Origin of the sequence: Actinoplanes sp. L3-i22, from assembly GCF_019704555.1 — a bacterium.
Lineage (GTDB): Bacteria > Actinomycetota > Actinomycetes > Mycobacteriales > Micromonosporaceae > Actinoplanes.
This window is the reverse complement of sequence record NZ_AP024745.1, coordinates 6,941,420-6,964,033: the sequence shown is the minus strand read 5'-3', so window position 1 is coordinate 6,964,033 and position 22,614 is coordinate 6,941,420. Positions and strand designations below refer to the sequence as shown.

Below are 22,614 nucleotides of genomic sequence, written 5' to 3'. Positions count from 1 at the left end.
GCGAACCCGCCGATCTGGGTAGGGATAACACCACCATCCGAAGGCGTCCCAGGGGTTTCGCCGGGTTGAACTTCCGGCCGGGATCAGCCCTGGTGGGACCCGGTGCCGCGGACGGCCGTGGGCTCGTAGTGGCGTGGGGTCTCCAGCACCGTCTCGGCGAACTCGCGGGTCGCGGCCAGGAACCCGGAGTCCCGCAGGTGGTGGCCCTCCGAGGTCCAGGTGATCCGCAGCACGTAGGACGTGCCGTCGTCGGTGCCGCGGGTCAGCTCGTAGTCCACGCACTGCGGCGCCTGCTCCAGGACGCGCACCGCCCGCCCGAGCGCCGCCTCGAACCCGGCCGCGTCGTGGAGGATCCGGTACCGGATGTACTGCACCGTCATGCGCCCACCCTAGAGGCCGGCAGCCGGGGCATCGCGGGTCAGGCGGCCGCCCACGTCACGACGCCGGACAGGTCGGTGGCCCGGCGGCTCACCGAGGCCCACGAGGCGCCGGGCGGGGCGACCATCCGCCAGTCGCCGTCGACCCAGCGGACCGTGAACGTGGTGACCTGGTACGCCGTCGTGCCCGCGACGACGGCGTCGTAGACCAGCCCGATCACGGCCGTGTCCGGGCTGTACGACTGGTACACGAAGCCGGCCAGCCGGCCCAGCCGGCCGCCGGTGGCGGTCTGCGGCCCGGCCTCGTACGCCCGGATCGCGGCCAGGAGCTGGTCCCGGGCGGCATCGGGCAGGAACTGCTGCTCGATGGTCGGTTCCCAGGACTCGCGGCCGGAGCTGTAACCGGCCCGGAGGCTGATCTGCGCCACCGCGATGAGGGCGCCTTCGGGGGAGTGGGCGTAGCCGGAGGCGACGCCGCCCCGGACCGAGGACGGGCCGGCCGTCCTGCTCACCGGCAGGCTGGTCCCGCCGAACGGCTCCCAGCTGACGCCCGCCGGAGCGACCGTCGGGAGGGTCGTGGACAGCGCCCCGCCGGGATCGACCGCCCCGGTGGTGCCGACGGCCCGCGGTGCGCCCGGTCCGGTGGGCCGGTCGCCGCGGCCGGAGCCGATCGCGATCAGCACCGCCCCGGCCACGAGTACGACGACGAGCGCCACGGGCAGCACGAACGCCGGGCGGGTCCACCGTGCCGGCGGCGTGTCCGGGACATCGGGCGTGGTCGGTTCCAAAGGGGTCCCCCGTTACGGTTGGCCGGACCCCGGATACTCCCCGTGTCGCGGCGGTCATCGTGCGATGTATTCAACCCGGTCGTCCGGCAAAGATCGAATCCGATCAGCACCGAGATGTCGATCATGGCGGGAACTGATCGGGGGCGGCGGGCGACTGACGGTCCGTGCGAGGTGTGCGGACAGTGCCGGTAGTGGTGGCCGTGGTCGTCCTGATCGGGGCGTTGCGGTTCGGGGGAGCGGTTGACGACGCGGTGCTGCCCGGGATCCCGAGTCCCGGAGCGGTCACCGAGTGGGGGCTGCCGGTGGTGACGCTGGCGGCGACCCTGCTCGGGGTCCTGACCGTCGGGCTGACCGTGACGGCGGCGTTCCTGCTGCCCGGGGACGGGGTCAGCGTCGCGGCGCGGGGGTGGTGGCTGCTGCGGCGGACGACCTGGGTCGCTCTGCTGTGGGCGGTCGCGTCCGGCGCCCTGATCCTGTTCACCGTCTCGGACGTGCTCGCCGTGCCGATCGGGCAGCTCAGCCGGCCCGCCGTGGTCAGCTTCGCGCTCTCCGTCTCGCAGGGGCAGGCGTTGCTGCTGCAACTCGGGCTGGCCCTCGCCGTGGCGGTGCTGAGCCGGGGCGGGACGTCGCGCGGGCTCGCCGCGGTGGCCGCCGGGGTGGCGGTGGTCGCGGTGCTGCCGCCCGCGTTCACCGGGCACGCGGCCGGCGCCGGGAACCACCAGGTCGCGGTCACCGGCCTGGCCGTGCACGTGCTCGCGGCCTCGCTCTGGGTGGGCGGCCTGGCCGGGTTGCTGCTGGTCCGGCGGCACCGGCGGTTCGCGGAGACCGCGGGGCGGTACAGCCGGCTGGCGCTCGGGTGCTTCGTGGCGACCGCGGTCAGCGGGGTGGCCGGCGCGGCGGTGCGGCTGGGGACGTGGCCGGAGCTGTGGGGCTCCCGGTACGGCGTACTGGTGCTCCTGAAGGTTTCCGCCCTGCTGGTCGTCGGGGTGATCGGGGCGGTGCACCGGCGCCGGGCGGTCTGGGCGGGAAGTTTCGTGCGGCTGGCCGTGGGGGAACTTGTCGTGCTCGGCGCGGCGGCCGGCCTGGCGGTCGGGCTGTCGCGGACGCCGACCCCGGTCGTCGAGGACGCCGGGGCGCCGGATCCGCTGGTGGAGGTGCTCGGGTTCACGCCGCCGGGCGCGCCCACCGCCGTACGGATGCTCAGTGGTTTTCTGCCGGATTTTTTCTTCCTGACCGTGGTGATCGTCGGCATCGTCGCCTACCTGGCGGGGGTGCGCCGGATGCGCCGGGCCGGCCACGACTGGCCGGTGAGCCGCACGGCCTCGTGGATCGGCGGTCTGCTGCTGCTCGGCGCGATCACCATGCTGGGCGTCGCGCGGTACGCCTACGTCCTGTTCAGCGTCCACATGGTCCAGCACATGGTGCTGTCCATGGTGGTGCCGATCCTGCTGGTCGGTGGCGCGCCGGTGACGCTCGCGCTGCGGACCCTGCGGCGGCCCGCGGATCCGCAGGTGCGCGGCGCCCGGGAGTGGCTGCTGGTGGTCCTGCACAGCCGGGTGTTCCGTCTGATCGGTCATCCGCTGGTGGCGCTCGGGATCTACGTGGTCAGCCTGTACGGGCTGTACCTGGGGGACCTGCTCGCCACGCTGATGCGCTACCACCTGGGGCATCTCGCCATGCTGGTGCACTTCGTGCTGGCCGGGTACCTGCTGTTCGGGGTGCTGATCGGGACGGATCCCGGGCGCCGGCGGGTGCATCCGGCGCTGCTCACGATCGTGCACTTCCTGGCGATGGTGGCGCACGCGTTCTTCGGGTTCGTGCTGCTGCAGTCGACGACGGTGATCGCGGCCGGCTGGTACACCGGCGTGCATCCGGCCTGGGCGGCGCCGCTGCTCGACGATCAGCGGCTCGGGGCCGGGCTGGCCTGGGCGTTCGGGGAGCTGCCGGCGGTCGCGGTGATGCTGCTGCTGGTGCGGCAGTGGATCCGGGACGACGAACGCGAGCAGGTGCGGACCGACCGGGCACTGGACCGTCTCGAGGTTCGTACCGTGAAATCCTGAAAATTCATGTTTTGCCGGGAACTTCTGGAACGTGAGCGCGGACCAACGCGGTGAAGACTCCCGATCAGAACGGACACCCATGCGAATCCTCCCCGCGGCGATGCTCACCGCTGCTCTGATCACTTTCGGCCTGGCCGGTTGCGGCAGCGGCGACGACACCACCGCGAGCGGCGTCACCCCGGCGCCGTCCGCCACGGCGAGCACGCTGACGATCAAGGACCCGTGGGTGAAGGCGGCCGACGCCGGCGTGATGACCGCGGCGTTCGGCGTGCTGGTCAACGACACCGACGCGGACATCACCGTCACCGCGGCCGAGTCGGCGGCCTCGCCGATGGAGCTGCACGAGATGACCATGAAGGACGGCAAGATGGTCATGCAGCCGAAGGCGGGCGGCTTCGTGATCAAGGCGAAGGCCACCCACGAGCTGTCGCCCGGCGGCGACCACCTGATGCTGATGAAACCGGCCCAGGCCATCGAGGCCGGCGACGAGATCGCTTTCAGTTTGAAACTTTCCGACGGTACGGCGGTGGCCTTCACCGCGATCGCGAAACCGTTCGTCGGCGCCGGCGAGAGCTACGACCCGGGCATGCAGATGCCGGCCTCGGGCACGCCGATGGGCAGCACGAAGCCGTGACGCCACGACCCGCCCCGGTGAGCCGGCGGCGCCTGCTCGCCGGGGGCGCGGTCGCCGGCCTCGCCGCGGTCGCCCCCGGCGCGCGACCGGCCGCCGCCGACCCCGGCGCGCGACCGGCCGCCGCCGCCGATCTCAGCACCGGCACCGCCACCGTCGCCTTCCACGGCCAACGCCAGTCCGGCATCGCCGAGGACCCGCCCGCGCACGCCGCCTTCGTGGCATTCACCCTGGCCAAGGGCACCGACCGGGCAGCCCTGGCCCGGATGCTCCGGCTGCTCTCCGACGACGCGTCCCGGCTCACCCAGGGCACCCCCGCGCTCGGCGACACCGACGCGACCCTGGCGACGTTGCCCGCGCGGCTCACGGTCACGTTCGGTTTCGGTCCCGGCCTGTACAAAGCGGCAGGCCTGCCGGCACCGGTGGCAGACCTGCCCGCCTTCACCGTCGACCGGCTGGAACCGCGCTGGACCGGCGGAGATTTCCTTCTGCAGATCTGCGCCGACGACCCGCTCACCGTCGCCCACGCCCAGCGCATGCTGATCAAGGACGCCCGCCCGTTCGCCGCGATCCGGTGGGTCCAGCAGGGCTTCCGGCGCAGCCCCGGCGTCCAGGCGCCCGAGCACACCCAGCGCAACGTGCTCGGCCAGCTCGACGGCACCGCCAACCCGCGCGGCGCCGTGCTGGACGCGGCGGTGTGGAATCCGGACGGCTCGACCACGCTCGTCGTGCGCCGGATCCGCGCCGAGATCGAGAAGTGGGACATGCTCTCGACCGGCGACAAGGAGAGCGCGGCCGGCCGCCGCCTGGCGTCCGGGGCGCCGCTGAGCGGGCAGGCCGAGCACGACGAGCCCGACTTCACCGCGCTGGACGCCGCCGGGCTGCCGGCGATGCCGGACTTCTCGCACGTCACCCGGGCGCACGTGACCGATCCGGCGCTGAAGATCCTGCGGCGGCCGTACAACTACGACGGCGCGCCGGACGCCGCCGGGCGCCCGGACGCCGGCCTGATCTTCGCGGCCTACCAGCGCGACATCGCCCGCCAGTTCCTCCCCATCCAGCGCCGACTAGCCGAGAAGGACCTGCTGAACGAATGGATCACGCCGATCGGCTCCGCCGTCTTCGCCGTCCCACCCGGCTGCCCGGACGACGGCTGGATCGGCGAGCAGCTCCTGTCGTGAGGCGGGCAGACCCACTCGTGAGGCCTGCGAGCCCGCTCGTGAGGTGGGCAAAATCGGTCCTGATCGGGCTGCTGCTGGCGCTCCTCGCGCCCGCCGCGCCGGCCTGGGCGCACACCCAGCTGCTCACCGCGGACCCGGCGAAGGGCGCGGTGCTGGCCGCCGCGCCGGCCACGGTCACGCTGCGCTTCAGCCAGCGCCTCAACCCGGACTACACCACGATCGTCGTCAGCGACACCGCCCGGCAGCCGATCCCGGCCGCGGCACCGGTGATCGCCGGCGACGCGGGCACGATCACTCTCGGTCGCCCGCTGGGCAACGGGGCCTACACGGTCGCCTACCGGGTGGTCTCGACCGACGGGCACACGGTCCAGGGGTCCTATCCGTTCACGGTCGCCGATCCGTCCCTGCCCGCAGCGATCGCGCCGGCCTCGGCGGTTCCTTTCGCCGCCACGCCTGCGGCGGGCGGTTTCAACCCCTTCTTGCTGCTCATCCCACTCGCCGCTGTGCTCATTGCCGCGATGATTTGGTACGGACGGAGCTGGCGATCGAGGAGGGAAAGTTGACCCGCGCGGATGCCGTCGGCGCCCGTGAGGCTTGTCCGACGGGCGCGGGCAATGGCCGTACGCCGAAATCGGGTTAAAGAATGCGCAGGCCGGCGGCCTTGACCCGGCGGACCACCGGGGACGTGTCGGCGTGCGAGATCCCGTCGAGCGACCCGACCCCGGTGGCCAGGTAGTCGTAGAGGTCGTCGAGGTTGCGGCAGACCACCGACGCGACCACGTCGGCCGGCCCGGTGACCGCGCTGGCGTAGCCGATCTGCGGATGCGTCGCCAGCGCCGCCGTGACCGTGGCCAGCGCGGGCGGCGCGACGGTCAGGCGTCCAGGGTGTGAACGCGGGGCCGGAAGTCGGGTGCGGCGGCCGGTCGGCCGAAGTGGTAGCCCTGCAGGAGGCGGTAGCCGAGGTGCTCGAGCGCCTCGGCCTGCTCCGCGGTCTCCACGCCCTCGGCCACCGCGGTCAGGCCCAGGCCGTCGCTGACCTGGATCAGCGCGCGGGCGATCACCGCGTGCCGGCCGGCCTCGGTGACCCGGTCGACGAACGACTTGTCGACCTTGAGCACGTCCACCGGCACGGTGTGCAGCAGCCCGAGCGAGGAGTGCCCGGTCCCGAAGTCGTCCAGCGCGATCCGCACGCCGAGCGCCCGCAGCTCGTGCAGGGTGGTCACGGCCTGGCCGCCGCCGAACACCGCGGTCTCGGTGACCTCGACGGTCAGCCGGGTGGCCGGCAGCCCGGTGCTGGTCAGGATGTCCGCGACGGTGGCCGCGAACCGGGGACGGGCCAGCTGGCGGGCGGAGACGTTCACGCTGATCCGGTCCGGCGCGTCCGGGCCCAGCTCGGCGCGCCAGGTCACCAGTTGCTCGCACGCGGTCCGCAGGATCCACGCGCCCAGGTCGACGATCAGCCCGTTGCGCTCGGCGACCGGGATGAACTGGGCCGGGCTGATCAGGCCGCGCTGCGGATGCTGCCAGCGGACCAGGGCTTCGACCGCGACGACCCGGCGCTCCGGTACGGCGACGATCGGCTGGTACACCACCCGGAAGTCCCCGGCGTGCAGCGCGGCCTGCAGCTCGGCGCCGAGCCGGGCGTGCTCTCCGGCCCGTTCGTCGAGGGTGGGGGACCAGTGCCGGTACGGCTCGCCGGTGTCCTTGGCCATGTGCATCGCGGTCTCCGCGCGGCGCAGCGCCTCCACCGGCTCGGCCGCCTTGGCCAGCCCGATGCTCGCGCCGACCAGCAGCTCGTGCCCGCCCGCCCCGACCGGCGCGGCCAGCACCGCGATCAACTGCTCGGCGACCTCGGTGCCGGAGCCGTCGCCGGGCAGCAGCAGCGCGAACTCGTCCCCGCCGAGCCGGGCGACCAGCGCGCCGGGCGCCGCCGCGACGATCCGGGCGGCCACGATGACCAGGACCTGGTCGCCGACCGGGCGGCCGAGCTCGTCGTTGACGTTCTTGAAGCCGTTCAGCCCGAGGAACACCACCCGCAGCCGCCCGGTGTGGGCGGCGCGGGCCAGGGACTGCTCGAAGTGCCGCCGGTTCGGCAGGCCGGTCAGGTCGTCGTGCATGGCCAGCTCGCGCAGCGCGCCGGCCTTGGCCTGCACCTGCTTGACCAGCCCGGTCACCCGGGACGCGGCGAGCAGGCAGAGCATCGCCGAGCCGGCGCCGATCGCGACCCGGTCGACGCCGTTGTCGCCGACGTCCGGGATGAAGAGCATCACCGGGGGCAGCAGCGTGCAGGCGGTCAGGAAGACGCGGTGCGCGAGGTCGTGGCGGGCGCCGCCGGAGCGGCCCGGGGCGGCCTCGGCGGCCATCGACGGGTGCAGCGCGGCGGCCGCCCACATCACGTAGGCGAGCAGGAAGCCGGCCGAGACCTGGTTGCCGTCGTCGTCGCTGTTCAGCGTGATGATCGAGTAGCCGACGTCGGAGACCAGCAGCAGCATCGCGGCCGCGCCGAGGATCCAGGTGCTCGTCGTGCCGCCCCGCGAGGTGGCCAGCCGGACCAGCATCACCAGCAGCAGCGCGTCCACGGCCGGGTACGCCGTGCTGATCAGCCAGGTCAGCCGGGAGGTGCTGGCCTCGGCGGCGATCGGGTGCAGCACGAAGATCCAGAAGACCAGGCCCAGCCCGGTCCCGGCCATCGCGGCCGAGACCAGCGCCCCGCCCCGGCGGCGGCCCCGGACCAGCAGCCACAGCCCGACCGCGAGCAGGGGATAGCTGCCCAGGTAGAAGACGTCGGCGACGGACGGGTACGGCGCCTGGTGCAGGATGTACTGGTAGTACTCCCAGACCAGGTCGCCGGCGACCGAGGCGGCCTGACCGGCGCTGAGCCAGTACCAGACGGCGGGCCGCCGGGGGCGGTGCAGCCGGACGCCGAGCAGGATCGCCAGCGCGGAGAACAGGCCGATCCCGTTGTAGAACAGGTTGGCGGCCAGGCCACCGGACGGCAGCAGGTGGAAGCCGGCGATGGCGGCCACCCCGGCCGCCACCCACCAGCACCACAATTTCTCTCGCCGCACGGGCAATCAATCGTCCGGTACCGCCCGTAACTGAGAGTTACCTGTGTCACCTGGGGTGACGTCGGGCCGCAACCGCCCGAACCGCCGTTCCCGATCGTTATGGTCAGGAACGGGCGCGGGATGTCCGAAGTTCGCAAGTGATTCGCATTTTTTAAGGAGTCGAGATCGTGACCGTCACCGCAAGGTCCGTCGACCTGCCCGAGGGCACGACCGCCCACGATCAGACCCTGGATCGCTGGTACGTCAAGAAGCCGGTCGGCCTGTTCCCCTGGCGGGCGGTCAACGGGGAGAAGCTGACCGACTTCGAGGTCGACAATTTCCTTCGCTCCGGCCGGATCAGCGTCACGTTGCCGGGCGGCTACTGAAGCCCGGTGCGCACCGAGGTGATCCGGTGGGTGTTGAAGCCGAGCCAGTGCATCCGGCCGACGTAGCGCGCGTGCTCGATCTTCAGGCAGCGGTCCACCACCACGGTCAGCCCGCCGTCGGCCGCGATCCGGTTGCCCTCCTCGTTGATCACGCCGAACTGGCACCAGAGCGTGCCGGCGCCGATCGCCACCGCCTCCCGGGCGATGTCCGGCAGTGCGGCCGGCGCCCGGAAGACGTTCACCACGTCGACGTGCCCGGGGATCTCGGAAAGGCCGGCGTAGCTGCGCTCGCCGAGGATCTCGGTCTCCCGCGGGTTGACCGGGATCACCTGATAGCCGTGCCGCTTCAGGTAGTAGCCGACGAAGTAGCTGGCCCGTAGCTCGTTGCCGGAGAGCCCGACGACCGCGACGGTCTTCGCGGTGTTCAGCACGCGCTGGATCGCGGTGGTGTCCTGATACCGGTCGAGATCGGTCATGCGTTCCCCCTCAGGGCCTGTTCTCATTTTTTGCCGCTCAAGGCCTGGTCCAGGTCCCAGATCAGGTCGTCGACGGACTCCAGGCCGACCGACAGCCGGATCGTGCCCGGCCCGACCCCGGCCGCCCGCAGCTCGTCGTCGCTGAGCTGCCGGTGTGTGGTGCTCGCCGGGTGGATGATCAGACTCTTCGCGTCGCCGACGTTGGCCAGGTGCGACCAGAGGGTGACGCCGCGGATCAGGTCCTGCCCGCCGTCGCGACCGCCTTCGCAGTCGAACGAGAAGATCGCGCCCGGCCCGAGTGGCAGATACTTCGCCACCAGCGGCTCATAAATTCCTCCAGGCAGGCCGGCGTACGTCAGGTTCGACGCCCGTGGATGCCGATCGAGGAACTCCGCCACCCGGCGCGCGTTCGTGACATGGCGTTCCATCCGCAGCGACAGCGTCTCCAGGCCCTGCAGGAGCAGGAACGCGTTGAACGGCGACAGCGCCCCGCCCAGGTCACGCAGCGTCTCGGCGCGCAGCTTCATCAGGTAGCCGTAGGTCCCGAACGTCTCGTGGAACTTCAGCCCGTGGTACGCCGGCGACGGCTCGGCGATCACCGGGAAGCGCCCGTTCGACCAGTCGAACGTGCCCGCGTCGACGACCACGCCGCCGAGGCTGGTGCCGTGCCCGCCGAGGAACTTGGTCGCCGAGTGGATCACGATGTCCGCGCCCCACTCGATCGGCCGGCACAGGTACGGCGTGGCGAACGTGCTGTCCACGATCAGCGGCAGCTCGTGCTCGTGCGCGATCGCCGCCACCGTCGCGATGTCCAGCACGTTGCCGCCCGGGTTGCCGATCGTCTCGGCGAAGAAAGCTTTCGTCGTCGGCCGGACCGCCTTGCGCCAGGCCTCCGGGTCGTCCGGGTTCACCCAGGTCAGCTCCACGTTCAGCTTGCCGAGCAGGTGCTTGAACTGGTTGACCGTGCCGCCGTAGAGCGCCTGCGAGGAGACCACGTGGTCGCCCGGCCTGAGCAGCGTGAACAGGGCGGCGGCCTGGGCGGCGATGCCGCTGGCGAAGGCCACCGCGCCGGCGCCGCCCTCCAGGCTGGCGACCCGCTCCTCGAACACCGCGACGGTCGGGTTCATGATCCGGGAGTAGGTGTTGCCGTACTCCTGCAGGTTGAAGTACGCGGCGGCGGACTCCGGGTCCTCGAAGACGTAGCTCGTGGTCTGGAAGATCGGGACCGCGCGGGCGCCGGTGTTGGGGTCGGGGCGCTGGCCGGCGTGCAGTTGGCGGGTCTCGAACCCGAACTCGTGGTCTTCGCTCATGGTCGGCCTTCGTTCAGGAAATCGCGGACGATCGGGGTCTGGCGGGCCTCTTCCAGCAGGAAGCAGTCGTGGCCGTACGGCGCCTCGATCAGGTGGAACTCGGCGGTCTTGCCGTGCTTGTGCAGAGCGGCGGAAATTTCCTCCGACGCCACCGGCGGGTACAGCCAGTCGGAGCTGAACGCGATCAGCAGCGTGCGGGCCCGGATCCGCTCGGCGGCCGCCTCGAGATCCAGCTGGAAGTAGGTCAGCGCCCGGGACAGGTACAGGTAGGTGTTCGCGTCGAAGCGCCGCACGAACGACGCCGCCTGATGCCGGAGGTAACTTTCCACCTCGAACTCCGGCTCGTGCAGCGTGTAGCGGAGATTTTCGCCGGACTGCAGGCGCCGCCCGAATTTTTCCGCCAGGGACGGCGCGGACAGGTAGGTGATGTGCCCGACCATCCGGGCCACCCCCATCCCGGCGTCCGGCGCGCTCCCGGTGCCGTAGTAGTGCCCGCCCCGCCAGGCCGGATCCCGCATGATCGCCTCCCGGGCGATCGCGTTCCAGGCCACCCCCTGCGGCTGCAGCGCGTGCGTCGACGCGATCACCACGATGTTGTCGACCTGATCGGGGTAGCTCGTCGCCCATTCGAGGGCCTGCATCCCGCCGAGCGAGCCGCCGGCCACCGCGGCCAGCCGCTCGATGCCGAGCTCGTCGAGGAACGCCCGCTCGCAGCGGACCATGTCGGCCACGGTGATCACCGGGAAGGTCGAGCCGTACGGCGCCCCGGTGTCCGGGTCGATCGAGGACGGGCCGGTCGTCCCGCGGCAGCCGCCGAGCAGGTTCGTCGAGACCACGAAGAACCGGTCGGTGTCGAACGCCTTGCCCGGCCCGATCATGCCGTCCCACCAGCCGATGCCCTTGGGACTGCCGGCCGCGGCGAACCCGTCGCGGGTGCTCTCCGCGGGCGGCGTCGGCGACAGGCCGGCGGCGTGCGCGTCGCCGCTCAGGGCGTGACACACCAGGATGACATTGTCCCGGGCGGGGGACAGCGTTCCGTACGTCTCATATGCGACTTTGACCTGCCGCAGTTGACGCCCCGAATCCAGGCACAATGGGCCTGGCAGCTCCAGGTGCTGGGTCTCGACGACGCCGACCGATCTTGGATCCATAACTCCCCGAAGCTAAGCCAGCCCTCGACAATTGTCTAGTATCCCGATGGGTCTTGTAGAAAGGCTCTGGGAGCGGGAAGGATGCCAGGCCATGACCACTATTGATAACGGAGTCAACGTTCAGGCGCTGCTCGACGCGCGGGAGGTGCTCAAGGGCGCGCCGGAGGCCGCCCAGTTCACCTGGCGGGCCTCCAGCAAGTGGACCAGGGGCGTGCACAGCACCACCACCATCGAGAAGTTCTTCGGCCTCGGCCAGGAACAGACCCACAAGGCCCAGACCGAGTACGCGTCGGACCACCCGGCCGTCTTCGCGGCCGAGGACAACGGCATCACCCCGATCGAGTACCTGCTGGTCGGACTGGCCGGCTGCCTCACCGCGGGCGTCGCGTCGGTCGCCCAGAACCGGGGCATCCAGCTGCGCTCGGTCGAGGCGACCGTCGAGGGCAACCACGACATCCGGGGCATCCTGGGCGCCGACAGCGACATCCGCAACGGCTACAACGACATCAAGGTGACCTTCCACATCGACGCCGACGCGTCCAAGGAGGAGATCGAGGCGATCGTCGCCCAGTCGCAGAAGCGGTCCGCGGTCTTCGACGCGCTCACCAACCCGACCGACGTGACCGTCGAGGTCGCCTGAATTGTCCGCCGAACGCGTCACCACGGTCGTCGTCGGCGCCGGGCACGCCGGCCTGGCGGCGAGCCACTTCCTCACCGCGCGCTCGATCGACCACGTCGTCCTCGAACGCGGCGAGGTGGCGAACTCGTGGCGGCGCGAACGCTGGGAATCGCTGCGGCTGCTCACCCCGAACTGGCTGAGCCGCCTGCCCGGCCTGGACTACGACGGGCCGGACCCGGACGGATACATGACGGCGGGCGAGGTGGCCGGTCTCATCGACCGCTTCGCCGCCGTGGTCGCCGCCCCGGTGCGCGAACAAACAGCATTAACTGCCCTTTCCCGTACGGAGGGTGGATACCGCCTCTCGACCGGGGGCGGGGAGCTGCTCGCCCGGTCCGTCGTGCTGGCCAGCGGGGCGTGCAACGTGCCGGTCACGCCGTCGTTCGCGGCGGCCGTTCCGTCGGGGGTGCGGCAGTTGACGCCGTTCGACTATCGCAGTCCCGCGCAGGTCGGCGAGGGTGGGGTGCTCGTGGTGGGGGCGTCGGCCACCGGGGTGCAGATCGCGGCTGAGCTGCAGCGATCCGGGCGGCAGGTGATCCTCTCGGTGGGGGAGCACGTGCGGTTGCCCCGGATGTACCGGGATCGGGACGTGCTGTGGTGGATGGACGCGTCCGGGGTGTGGGATCAGCGGTATGACGAGGTGGAGGATCTCGACCGGGCTCGGCGGTTGCCGTCGCCGCAGCTGGTGGGGGGTGCCAAGCGGGAGACGCTGGATCTGAACGCGCTTACCGAGCTGGGGGTCGAGCTTGTCGGACGGTGGGCGGCTGTCCGGGATGGGGCGGCGCTCTTCTCCGGGGGGCTGCGGAATGTGTGTTCGCTGGCGGATCTGAAGATGAATCGGCTGTTGGCGGGTTTTGATCAGTGGGCCTCCTCCTCCTCCTCTTTTGAGGAGATCGCGCCGACTCTGGTGCCGGCTCGGACCCGGCTCAAGCTGGATCTGGGCAGCGGGGAGATCGGCACGGTCATCTGGGCGACCGGGTTCCGGCCGGACTATCGGTGGCTCGACGTGCCGGTTCTCGACGAGAAGGGTCGTCTGCGGCACGAGGGTGGGGTGGTCGACAGTCCTGGGCTCTACGCCCTCGGGCTGCCGTTGCTGCGCCGCCGGCGGTCGACGTTCCTCAACGGGATCGAGGACGACGCCCGCTACGTCGTCGACCACCTCGCCGCCGGCCTGGTCTGATTTCGATCGGAGGCAGGGCCACGCCGCCGGTCTGGGTCTTCTCCGCCGGGCCTGTCTGATTTCGATCGCGCTATTGATCATCTCGGGCCGGGGTGGCAGCGTGCTGCGGCATGACGAGTTGGCAGATGCACGGCGTGGCCGCCTTCACGCGGCTCGTCTACCGGCGCAAATTCACCAGCGAGGACGCCGGCCGGCGCACGCTGACCCGGCCCAAGGGCCCGTCCGCGCCACCGAAGCTGCGCTTCCCGGTCACCCTTTCCCACAAACACCGATTCCCGATGTACGAGGTGAAAGCCGGCGGCCCGGCGATCGTCGTCTACCTGCACGGCGGCGCGTACACCAGTGAGATCGTCGGCCAGCACTGGTCGCTGATCGAGTTCCTCGCGTCGCGCACCGGCTGCGACGTGCACGTGCCGATCTACGGCCTGGCGCCGGAGTACGACGGGCTCGCCGCGCTGGAGTTCGTCACGGAGGTCATCGCGGCCGCCGACCGCCCGGTCTACCTGGTCGGCGACTCAGCCGGCGGCGGCCTGGCACTGCTCGCCGCCCAGGCCCTGCTGGCCGACGCCGGGGCTGCAGCGCTCCCAGGTGACGCCGGGGCCGCAGCGCCTCTGAGCGAGGCCGGGGCGGCGCCTTCGGGTGAGGCCGGGGCGGCGTCGGCGATTTCGGACGTCGGCCCGGCCGGCGACGCGCTCTTGGATGGCGCCGGGGCTGCTCGCGCGGTTGCGGGTGTTGTCGGGATGACGCTTCTCGCGCCGTGGCTGGATCTGTCCATGGACAATCCGGGCATCGAGGCGATCGAGCCGCACGATCCGTGGCTCGCCCGGCCCGGCCTGCGCCCGATCGCGGACGCCTGGGCGAACGGCCTGCCGTTGAAGGACCCCCGGGTGAGCCCGATCTACGGCGACCTGACCGGTCTGCCCCCGACGCAGATCCTGGTCGGCACCCGCGACATCACCCTGGCCGACTGCCGAACCCTCCGTGACCGCCTCCCGTCGACGACCGAGCTCACGTTCCACGAGGAGCCGGGCGCACTCCACGTCTACCCACTGCTCCCGGTCCCGGAAGCCCGAGCCGGGCGCCAGATGATCGCCAACCACATCAGATCCGCCCTGCCCCAGCCCGCTTGATCCACTTCCACCCGCGCCGCTATCAGCCGATCCGGCCTGGGCCCCAGGCGACCTTGCCCTGGCCGGGCCGTCAGTGGCCGGCTCTGCCGTGGGCGCCGGCGGTCAGTCTTGCCCTGGCCGGGCCGTCAGTGGCCGGCTCTGCCGTGGGCGCCGGCGGTCAGTAGCCGGCCTCGTCCAGGGTCTTGTTGGTCAGGGCGCGACCGAGATCGATCATCTCGGCGGCGCGGTGGAAGTCCATCACGCGGCAGGCGTTGACCGGGATCGCGATCTGCACGTCCGGCGGCAGCCCGGCCATCCGGTAGCGGGCGATCAGGTCCTGCATCGCGTCCAGCGACAGCGACAGCACGTCCGCGATCCGCAGATCCGCGGGCAGCGCCTCGGGAATGTTCGGAATCTCCGCCGGATCGGTCGCCGCGGAGAGCCCGGTCAGCCGGAACACCTGCCGCAACCGGACCCGCCAGTCCTCGATCCACTGCGGTTCCGCGGTGGCCCGCACCGGCGCCGCCGACTCCTGCGGTGGCCGCGGCGCCTGCAACGACACGGCGATGGTCAGATCGGCCCCGGCCCCGGCGGTCGGTTCGATCGGCACCGGATTGAGCATCCCGCCGTCCGCCAGCAGCCGCCCGTTGATCACCACCGGCGTGATCACTCCCGGAATCGCGATCGAGGCCCGGACCGCCGCCCGCAGCGGCCCCTTCTGGAACCAAACCTCCCGCCGGGCCGCGATGTCGGTCGCCACCGCGGTATACGGAATCGGCAGATCCTCGATGGCGATGTCGGTGAGGAAACTCCCTAGCCGCGCGATCAGCCGATCCGCGGCCATCGCCCCGGGCGACGACCACTTCGGGTCCACGAGCCGCAGCACGTCACGTTGCTTGAGCACGGAGGCCCAATCCGCGAACTCCTTCAGCTGCCCGGCCGCCAGCACCCCGCCGACCAGCGCCCCCATCGAGGACCCGGCCACCGCCACGATCTCGAACCCACGCTCCTCCAGAACCTGAACCGCCCCGATGTGCGCAAACCCACGAGCGCCCCCAGACCCCAGCGCCAGCGCAACCCGCCGTTCCCGCCCCATCCCGCGATGCTACCGAAGCCCCGTCCCCTCATGATCAACAAAGCCACCCCGGGCCATGTGCTCTACCTCGCAACCAGCCCCCACCCACCAGCCCAAACCCGCCACCGGCACACGCCGATCCGCCCACCCTCGTCGGCCGTGCCCGCTCCCGCGGCTGCCCGCGCCTGCCCGCGCCTGCGCCCGGCTCCTGCCCGAGCCTGGCCGCGCCCGCGCCTGGCCGGTTCGCGCCCGCGCCTGGCCGCGCCCGCGCTCGCGCCGGTTCGCGCCCGCGCCTGGCCGCGCTCGCGCCGGTTCGCGTCCGCGCCGGTTCGCGTCCGCGCCGGTTCGCGTCCGCGCCGGTTCGCGTCCGCGCCGGTTCGCGCCCGCGCCTGGCCGCGTTCGCGCTCGCGCCGGTTCGCGCTCGCGCCGGGCCGTTATGCCGCCGGCGGCGACGCGCCGATGACCAGCCCTGCCGCCGCTGCTGCTCGGGTGGCGCGTACCAGCGCGTCCCGCTGCGCGACCCCCAGCGACCGGGCGAGTGTGGCCACGTCCTCGAACTCCGGCATGACCTGCACGATCACCCCGCCGGCATGGCCGATCTTGACAGCCACGAAGTAGCCGTCGACCTCGACCTGGACGAACGTGCGATCCAGCGGGGTCTTGGTGCGGGCTGATGACCGTACGCCGAAGGTGGTTGTCTCTTGAAAGATCCTGTCCCGGACCTCGGACGCCGCGGTCGGGGAGCAGAGGGCGGTCAGGGTGTGTGCCGGGCGGCCCTTCTTCATCAGGATCGGCACCAGCCAGGCGTCATCCGCCCCCGCCTCCAGAAGCGCACTGATCACTCCTGGCCACAGCCGTGGATCCAGGTCGTCCACGTTGGCTTCCAGAAGCACCGCCTCCTGTCCTGCCACCGTTTCCTGGGCGGCCCGGTCGGGGCGGGGTGTCTGGTCCGCACGGGCTGTTTCGTCGGCCCGGATCGTCGGGTCGACGTGGCTGGTCTGAGCTGCGGGGCTGGAAGGGGTGGCCTGAGCTGCGTGGGTCGCGGGGCTGGAAGGGGTGGCCTGAGCTGCGTGTGTCGCGGGGATGGAGGGGGTGGCCTGGACAGCCTGGGTGACAGCGGAATGGCGAGTGATAGGAGCGGCGGGGGAGCCGAGGATCACGCGGACCACGTTCGGGCGCTCCGGTGTGTCTCGGGTCCCGGCGCCGACACCGACCGCGGTCACCGTCAGGGAGGGCAGGTTCTCGCAGGTGGCGGCCAGGGTACGGACCAGCGCCATGCCGGTCGGAGTAGCGAGTTCGCCCACGCCGCCGGCCCGGATGCGCCAGCCGCGGGACAGTTCGGCGACGGCGGGCGCCGGGACCGGCAGGACCCCGTGGGCAGCACGGACCGTGCCGGAGCCGACCGCGACCTCGCTCGCCGAGACCGTGCTGACCCCGAGGTCGTCGAGGGCAGCGCAGACCCCGACCACATCGGCGATCGCGTCGAGCGCGCCCACCTCGTGGAAGTGCACCTCCTCCGCCGAGACGCCGTGTACCGCGGCCTCCGCCTCGGCGAGCCGTGCGAACACCGCTGCCGCGCGTGATCCCTCGGGCAGCAGGCCACGGATGTCACGCCAGGTCCGGTGCGGCTGATCGGCGACCACCGGGGTGACCTCGACCTTGCGGGCGCGTAGCCCGGCCCGGCGTACCTCCGCATCGGTGATCCGGACGGCGCCGGGCACCACCGCGTCGACCGCCGCCTGGACCCGGCCGAGGTCGGCGCCGGCGTCGATCAGCGCGCCGAGCAGCATGTCCCCGGCGATCCCGGCCGACGCATCGATCCACAGGTGGCTCATCGGACTGCGGTGATCTGGGCGGCGAGGTGACCGGCCCCGTAACCGTTGTCGATGTTGACCACCGCGACCCCCGGCGCGCACGCGTTCAACATGGCGAGCAGCGGCGCCAGGCCACCGAAGGCCGCTCCGTAGCCCACCGACGTCGGCACCGCGACGATCGGGGCGGTGACCAGGCCGGCGACGACGCTGGGCAGGGCGCCGTCCATGCCGGCGGCGATCACGATCGCGTGCGCGGCCCGCAGCGCCGGCAGGTGGCCGAGGATCCGGTGCAGCCCGGCGACCCCGACATCCACGATCAGCGTGGCGTCGCGTCCCAGGTAGCGGGCGGTGAGCAGGGCCTCGCGGGCCACCGGCAGATCCGAGGTGCCGGCCGCGACGACGAGGACGGGACCGCCCGAGGACGGTGGGACGGCGGGTGGCCAGGCGAGCAGGCCGGCGTCCGGGTCGTGGTGGGCGTCCGGGAGCTCGGCGTGGACCGCCGCGGCGTGGTCCGCGGTCGCGCGGGTGAACAGGGTGACCACGTCCGGACGGTCGCGGACGGCCGCCGCGATCGCGCTGACCTGCGCGGGGGTCTTGCCGGCGCAGTAGACCGCCTCGGGGTAGCCGCGGCGGGCGGTGCGGTCGAGATCGAGGTCGGCGATGGACGAGAGGTCAGTCATGACGGCAACCAAAGGGGGAGAGCGGTCGAGGGCGATGGCTTCGCGGGCCCAAGGTTAGGCGGATCCTGAAGATCATTTAGGTTTTCCACAGTGGCGGGTTGTCCACAGGCCATCCACGTGATCTTGCGATTTTTTGGGAGAATGACCTGGTGGCGGTCTGCCCCCTGGGTGGGCGGGGCTCTGCCGCGCGGCGATCGGGCCTTGCCGCGAGGCCACACCGCCGCGGATCTTGCCGCGAGGCGACGGGGCGATGGAGCGGCCGCCACGAGGCCGCAGGCCTGCCGCGAGGCGACGAGGCGACGAGGCCCGGCCACGAGGGCCGCGAGGCGATGGGCGAGGCGCACGGGCAGGGCCGCGATCCCGAACCGGCCCCCAGGGCGCCGGCGGAACCCGTCACTCGCCGGCCGGGGCGCCGACGACCAGCGGCAACGTGAACGCCCCCGACTGGATCCCCGCCAGGTCGACCGCCACGAAGCGGAACCCCGCCCCCAGCACCGCCTCCTGCACCGCGGACCGGAGCGGCTCCCCGACCGCCCGGATCAGATCCTCGGCAGGCAGCTCCAATCGGGCGACGTCGCCGTGATGCCGTACCCGCAAATCTTGAAAGCCCAGCCGCCGCAGAGCGGCCTCGGCCTCCTCGATCTGCCGCAGTTTCCGCGGTGTGACCTCGGTGAAGTGCGGGATCCGGGACGCCAGGCAGGGGGCGGCCGGTTTGTCGGCGCTGGCCAGGCCGAGCTCGCGGGCGATCCGGCGGACGTCCGCCTTGGAGAGTCCCAGGTCGGCGAGGGGGCGGAGCACGCGGTGGGCGTTCGCGGCGCGGCTGCCGGGGCGGTCCGGGCGGCGGGCGTCGTCGGCGTTCTCGCCGTACGCGATGGCCCCGAGCCGTTCGGATCGGACGATCTCCGCGTCGATCGTCGAGAACAGCTCGTCCTTGCAGTGGAAGCACCGGTCCGGCCCGTTGGCCCGGTAGTCGGTGCGGTCCAGCTCCCGGGTGGTCACCTCGACGATCCGGACGCCCAGGTCACGGGCGATCGCGTGGGCGCCGGCGCGTTCGTCGGCGGCGAGGCTGGGGGAGACGCCGAGCAGCGCGACGACCCGGGTCGGGCCGAGTGCCCGGGCGGCCAGGGCGAGCAGCACCGAGGAGTCGACGCCGCCGGAGAAGGCGACGCCGAGGCGGCCGACGCCGGCGAGCAGTTCGCGCAGGCGTGCGGTCGCGCCGGGACCCAGGGACGTCATGCCGCTATTTGATGCCTGGTTCGGCGTCATGTAAAGCCGGTGGATCATCGGAGTCGGAACAGGACCTCGCCGGCGTTCGGGACCACGAGCGCGCCGGGGTCGGCGAGGTCCACCGCGGCCGGGTCGAGGTGGTCGAGGTTCGCGCGCCGGACCACCTCCTCCGGGATGCCGGTGGCGAGGGTGACGGTGACGCGCAGCCGTTCGCCGTGCGTGGCATCGTAGGTGCCGGCGCCGCGCAGGTGGGTGGAGTGCGCGAGCACGCCCCAGTGGTGGTGCGCGAAGCGGTCCCACTGCTTGAGGAAGTAGTCGCGGCAGTGGTAGCCGATCTCCTCGATCTCCGGGTGCATCGCCGCGATCGTGGTGATGTGCGGGGCGTAGACGATCACCTGCCCGCCGTCCGCGACCACCGGCTCGACCTTGTAGAACCCTTTCGCCCCGGTCCACATGTCGTCGTACTTCGCCGGGACGATCGAGATCACCTTCGCGACCGGCGCGTCCAGGTACTGCACGTGAGTTTCCGCGGAGACGTCCGCGCAGGCCGCCCAGGACTCCTCCGGCGGCCCGAAGGACGCCGCGTGCAGCGCGCCCGTCCCGGACTGGACGACCAGGCACAACGCCAGCCGGCGGCTCGGGATCAGGGCGGCCGCCTGGTCGATCAGCGCGCGGACCGGGGTGATCCCGCGCGTCCCGATGATCGAGGCGCTGGTGATCAGGGCACCCAGCCAGTGCGAGAAGTCGATGATCTCCTCGCCGGCCACCCCGGGCACGAAGTACTTGTTGCCGCCGGAGAACCCGACCACCTCGTGCGGAAAGACCGGCCCGACCACCAGGCACACGTCGTGCTCGGTCACCGCTCGATTCAGCACCACGTCCACCTCCTGGCTCATCCGGCCGTCGGACAGCCGCTTCACCCGATCGGCGGGGATCACGCCGACCGACACCAGCGAGTCCTGGTCGTGGTTGCGGACGGTGAAACCCGGATACGGCCCGCCCAGGTGTTTCCGCAGCTGCGCCTCGGTCATCGGCGCGTGCGTACCGAGCGCGATCAGCACGGTCACCGCCGCGGCCCGGCCGTGCAGCGCCGTGTGCAGGGCGGTCATCAGCATCGGGAGCGGGCAACTGCGCGTCGCGTCGGGCACGATGACGCAGACCCGCTTGCCGTCGAGGTGCTCCGCGGCGACCTGCTCCTCGACCCATCGGGCGACGTACGCCTCGTCGAGCACCTGCCCCGGTCCACCGATCGTGCTAGTCATGCCTAGACCTTGCGGGGCCGGGCGAGCGTTGTCCACAGGGGCCACCGGCGCGCCCGCCGGACGACTAGTCTGGCCCCATGAGTTCGGAGCCCGTGCCACTGCCCAGTGCACTCCGTGACCTGATCGAATCCGGCCCGCTGGCCCACCTGACCACGATCAACGCCGACGGCAGCGCCCAGGTGTCGGTGATCTGGATCGGTCTCGACGGCGACGACGTGGTCAGCAGCCACCTCGGCCGCCACGTCAAGGTGCGCAACGCCGAGCGCGATCCCCGGGTCGTGCTCTCCTTCGAGGCGCCCCGCCGCCCCGGCGTCGTCATGGCCGAGCACGCGATCCTGCACGCCACCGCCTCCGTCGAGCCGAGCGACCAGGCCTGGGACCTGCTCAACGACCTCCACAAGATCTATGTGGACCCCACCGGCGAGTTCCCCGCGCCGAAACGCCCGGGCTTCGTCCTGCGCTACCACGTCACCCGCGTCGGCGGCGTCGGCCCCTGGGTCGAGAGCTAGAAACCCTTCAAGATCAAATTCAGCATTTCCCACGCTGCGGCCAATAACTGATCGTCGCTCCCGCGGGGACCCTTCCGGGTCTCGCAGGGCGCGGGGCGCCCAGAACGCGAGACCCTCCAGGGCGACGTCCGCGGGTGGTTGCGGTCCTAAAAACCGGACAGCTCGAAGAACTCGGTGATCAGCTCGGCGGTGTTGACGTCCGGGCTGGTCTTGCCGATGAGGGCGGGCGCCCGCCGCGGCCCGGGGATCGTGTGCCCGCCGCCGTGCACGGTGTACAACGCGACCGGCGGCCGGCCCGGCGCCCGGTACTCGGTGGTCTCGATCGCCGTCCCGGGCCACCGCGTGACCGTGGGCGCCGCGCTGATCCCGTTGTGCTCGGCGAAGTAGGCCGCGGTGTCCGGCATCGATCGGCTGCGGCCACCGACCCGGAACACCGTCCGCGTCAGCCACGGCATCTCGCCGCCCGCGTACCGCACGATCGGGTCCTTCGTGCCGTGCACGAGCAGCATCGGCATCGGCGTGAACCCGTCGGCCGGCAGCAGGAAGCTGTCCGGTTCCGGCATGCTCGCGGCGATCACCGCCCCGCCGGCCAGGAGCGACGGCGTCTCGTGGGCCAGGCGCATCACCATCTGCCCGCCGTTGGAGTACCCGACCCCGAACACCCGCGCCGGATCGATCCCGTGGCCGGCCCGCAGCTTCGCGATGACCGCCCGGGTGAACGCGACGTCGTCGACGTTCTCGACGCGGGCCGGGAAGCCGCTCTCCCGCCGCGCGTCGTTCCAGTTGCCGCGGTAGCCGTCCAGGTAGACGACGACGGCCGGCAGCGAGTCGAAGATCCCGCCGGTGAAGTCCCGGTGCTTGGCGCCGGTCTGCCGGGACCCGTGGAAGACCAGCACCAGGTTCTTCGACGGCCCGCCGACCACGGTGAACGTCCGCGTCCGGCCGTCGACATCGACGCTGTCACGCAGCACGGTAACCCCCAGAAGTGAAACGGATGAGCTATCCACTTCAACGTAGCACAAGTGGATGAGCTATCCGGTTATCCTGGTGACCATGACCACCGCCCCGCTGCGCAAGGACGCCGCCCGCAACTGGCAACGCATCGTCGACGTCGGCCGGCGGCTCGCCGACGAGGGCACGCCGATCCAGCTCAACGACGTCGCGCGGGCCGCCGCCGTCGGGGTGGCCACCGTCTACCGGCACTTCCCGACCCCGGAGGCGCTGCTCGAGACGGTCGCCGCCCCCGGCCTCGAAGCCCTGGTCGCGCACGCCGAGCAGGCCCTGGCCGGCGACGACCCGTGGACCGCCCTGCGCGACTTCCTGTTCGCCGCCGTCGACGCCCAGCTCACCGACCCGGCGCTGCCCCCGGTGTTCGCCGCCCCGGTCGACGCGCTGCCGGCCACCACCGAGCTGAAGCAGCGGCTCATCGGGATGTTCGGGCAGATCCTGGCTCGCGCGCACACCGCCGGCGTCGCCGATCCGACGGTGACCCGGGCCGACATGCTGCCGCTGATGTGCGGCGTGATGTTCGCCGCGAACGTCCACCAGGACCCGGCCGCCCCGGACCGCGCGGCCACCGCCCGCCGCTACCTCACCGTCCTGCTGGCAGGCCTCCGCACCGCCCCCGGACCCACCGGTCCCTGAGCGCGTCAGCCGGCGGAATCGCGGGGTG

General features: G+C 72.0%; 23 protein-coding genes. 10 read left to right on the top strand and 13 right to left on the bottom strand.

Translation table 11 applies throughout. The features are described from left to right. Positions 1–83: 83 nt before the first annotated feature. Both L3i22_RS31350 and L3i22_RS31345 read right to left on the bottom strand, forming a co-directional pair. Entirely contained in the window at positions 84–380 is a 297-nt protein-coding gene (locus L3i22_RS31350; protein WP_221321109.1) for an antibiotic biosynthesis monooxygenase, read from the bottom strand. A 38-nt stretch (positions 381–418) separates the two neighbouring features. Then, positions 419–1,165 carry a hypothetical protein gene (locus L3i22_RS31345; protein ID WP_221321108.1) on the bottom strand — a complete coding sequence of 249 codons (747 nt, stop codon included), beginning with the start codon at positions 1,163–1,165 and terminating at the stop codon, positions 419–421. A 182-nt stretch (positions 1,166–1,347) separates the two neighbouring features. Between L3i22_RS31345 and L3i22_RS31340 the strand changes: the two genes are divergently transcribed. From L3i22_RS31340 to L3i22_RS31325, 4 genes are all read left to right on the top strand, one after another. Beyond that, positions 1,348–3,225, top strand: a complete 1,878-nt coding sequence (locus L3i22_RS31340; RefSeq protein ID WP_255657302.1) for a cytochrome c oxidase assembly protein — start codon at positions 1,348–1,350, stop codon at positions 3,223–3,225. Positions 3,226–3,304: 79 nt separating this feature from the next. Further along, a complete protein-coding gene (locus tag L3i22_RS31335) occupies positions 3,305–3,859 on the top strand; it encodes a copper chaperone PCu(A)C (protein ID WP_221321106.1) in 555 nt (184 codons plus the stop codon). 17 nt (positions 3,860–3,876) lie between these two features. Continuing rightward, positions 3,877–5,037 carry a Dyp-type peroxidase gene (locus L3i22_RS31330; RefSeq protein WP_221330243.1) on the top strand — a complete coding sequence of 387 codons (1,161 nt, stop codon included), beginning with the start codon at positions 3,877–3,879 and terminating at the stop codon, positions 5,035–5,037. Positions 5,038–5,075: 38 nt separating this feature from the next. Continuing rightward, a complete protein-coding gene (locus L3i22_RS31325) occupies positions 5,076–5,600 on the top strand; it encodes a copper resistance CopC family protein (RefSeq protein ID WP_255657301.1) in 525 nt (174 codons plus the stop codon). A gap of 73 nt (positions 5,601–5,673) precedes the next feature. On the opposite strand, the gene L3i22_RS31320 is transcribed toward L3i22_RS31325, so the two are convergent. Both L3i22_RS31320 and L3i22_RS31315 read right to left on the bottom strand, forming a co-directional pair. Continuing rightward, complete coding sequence (locus tag L3i22_RS31320; RefSeq protein WP_370644551.1) at positions 5,674–5,853, bottom strand: Lrp/AsnC ligand binding domain-containing protein; 180 nt, start codon at positions 5,851–5,853, stop codon at positions 5,674–5,676. Between the two features lie 56 nt (positions 5,854–5,909). Next, the gene (locus tag L3i22_RS31315; protein ID WP_221321104.1) at positions 5,910–8,105 is read right to left on the bottom strand and encodes a bifunctional diguanylate cyclase/phosphodiesterase; all 2,196 of its coding nucleotides are present in this window, start codon (positions 8,103–8,105) and stop codon (positions 5,910–5,912) included. Between the two features lie 167 nt (positions 8,106–8,272). Between L3i22_RS31315 and L3i22_RS31310 the strand changes: the two genes are divergently transcribed. Next, on the top strand, positions 8,273–8,470 hold the full coding sequence (locus tag L3i22_RS31310) for a hypothetical protein (protein WP_221321103.1): 198 nt from the start codon (positions 8,273–8,275) through the stop codon (positions 8,468–8,470). Here L3i22_RS31310 and L3i22_RS31305 read toward each other — a convergent pair. The 3 genes from L3i22_RS31305 to L3i22_RS31295 are packed head-to-tail and all read right to left on the bottom strand — an operon-like array spanning position 8,464 to position 11,407. Then, positions 8,464–8,946: a CoA-binding protein gene (locus tag L3i22_RS31305; protein WP_221321102.1), complete on the bottom strand. Its 483-nt coding sequence runs from the start codon at positions 8,944–8,946 to the stop codon at positions 8,464–8,466. The two genes, L3i22_RS31310 and L3i22_RS31305, sit on opposite strands and share 7 nt — an antisense overlap. A gap of 23 nt (positions 8,947–8,969) precedes the next feature. After that, positions 8,970–10,256 (bottom strand): O-acetylhomoserine aminocarboxypropyltransferase/cysteine synthase family protein, encoded by a 1,287-nt coding sequence (locus L3i22_RS31300; protein WP_221321101.1) that lies wholly within the window; start codon positions 10,254–10,256, stop codon positions 8,970–8,972. Then, positions 10,253–11,407: a homoserine O-acetyltransferase gene (locus L3i22_RS31295; RefSeq protein WP_221321100.1), complete on the bottom strand. Its 1,155-nt coding sequence runs from the start codon at positions 11,405–11,407 to the stop codon at positions 10,253–10,255. Before L3i22_RS31295 ends, L3i22_RS31300 begins: the two co-directional genes overlap by 4 nt. A 91-nt stretch (positions 11,408–11,498) precedes the next feature. On the opposite strand from L3i22_RS31295, the gene L3i22_RS31290 reads away from it, so the two are divergent. From L3i22_RS31290 to L3i22_RS31280, 3 genes are all read left to right on the top strand, one after another. Continuing rightward, a complete protein-coding gene (locus L3i22_RS31290) occupies positions 11,499–12,047 on the top strand; it encodes an OsmC family protein (RefSeq protein WP_221321099.1) in 549 nt (182 codons plus the stop codon). Between the two features lies 1 nt (position 12,048). After that, positions 12,049–13,266, top strand: a complete 1,218-nt coding sequence (locus L3i22_RS31285) for an NAD(P)/FAD-dependent oxidoreductase (RefSeq protein WP_221321098.1) — start codon at positions 12,049–12,051, stop codon at positions 13,264–13,266. A 110-nt stretch (positions 13,267–13,376) separates the two neighbouring features. Next, positions 13,377–14,396, top strand: a complete 1,020-nt coding sequence (locus tag L3i22_RS31280; RefSeq protein WP_221321097.1) for an alpha/beta hydrolase fold domain-containing protein — start codon at positions 13,377–13,379, stop codon at positions 14,394–14,396. 157 nt (positions 14,397–14,553) lie between these two features. Here the strand turns inward: L3i22_RS31280 and L3i22_RS31275 are convergent, their stop codons facing one another. The 5 genes from L3i22_RS31275 to L3i22_RS31255 all read right to left on the bottom strand — a co-directional run bounded on the left by L3i22_RS31275 (position 14,554) and on the right by L3i22_RS31255 (position 20,433). Further along, positions 14,554–15,471, bottom strand: a complete 918-nt coding sequence (locus L3i22_RS31275) for a patatin-like phospholipase family protein (protein WP_255657300.1) — start codon at positions 15,469–15,471, stop codon at positions 14,554–14,556. Positions 15,472–15,884: 413 nt separating this feature from the next. After that, positions 15,885–17,285, bottom strand: coding sequence for a nickel pincer cofactor biosynthesis protein LarC (gene larC / locus L3i22_RS31270; protein WP_221321096.1), 1,401 nt, complete (start codon positions 17,283–17,285; stop codon positions 15,885–15,887). Beyond that, positions 17,282–17,944, bottom strand: coding sequence for a nickel pincer cofactor biosynthesis protein LarB (larB, locus tag L3i22_RS31265; protein ID WP_221321095.1), 663 nt, complete (start codon positions 17,942–17,944; stop codon positions 17,282–17,284). The genes larC and larB overlap by 4 nt, the downstream gene beginning before the upstream one ends. A gap of 393 nt (positions 17,945–18,337) precedes the next feature. Next, positions 18,338–19,180, bottom strand: coding sequence for an ATP-dependent sacrificial sulfur transferase LarE (gene larE, locus L3i22_RS31260; RefSeq protein ID WP_221321094.1), 843 nt, complete (start codon positions 19,178–19,180; stop codon positions 18,338–18,340). 44 nt (positions 19,181–19,224) lie between these two features. Continuing rightward, the gene (locus L3i22_RS31255; RefSeq protein WP_221321093.1) at positions 19,225–20,433 is read right to left on the bottom strand and encodes a lactate racemase domain-containing protein; all 1,209 of its coding nucleotides are present in this window, start codon (positions 20,431–20,433) and stop codon (positions 19,225–19,227) included. 77 nt (positions 20,434–20,510) lie between these two features. On the opposite strand from L3i22_RS31255, the gene L3i22_RS31250 reads away from it, so the two are divergent. Further along, the gene (locus L3i22_RS31250) at positions 20,511–20,942 is read left to right on the top strand and encodes a PPOX class F420-dependent oxidoreductase (protein WP_221321092.1); all 432 of its coding nucleotides are present in this window, start codon (positions 20,511–20,513) and stop codon (positions 20,940–20,942) included. 146 nt (positions 20,943–21,088) lie between these two features. Here L3i22_RS31250 and L3i22_RS31245 read toward each other — a convergent pair whose 3' ends face one another. Further along, a complete protein-coding gene (locus tag L3i22_RS31245; RefSeq protein ID WP_221321091.1) occupies positions 21,089–21,913 on the bottom strand; it encodes a PHB depolymerase family esterase in 825 nt (274 codons plus the stop codon). Between the two features lie 55 nt (positions 21,914–21,968). Here L3i22_RS31245 and L3i22_RS31240 point away from each other — a divergent pair, with 55 nt between their 5' ends. Next, positions 21,969–22,586 (top strand): TetR/AcrR family transcriptional regulator, encoded by a 618-nt coding sequence (locus L3i22_RS31240; RefSeq protein WP_255657299.1) that lies wholly within the window; start codon positions 21,969–21,971, stop codon positions 22,584–22,586. Positions 22,587–22,614 lie beyond the last annotated feature (28 nt).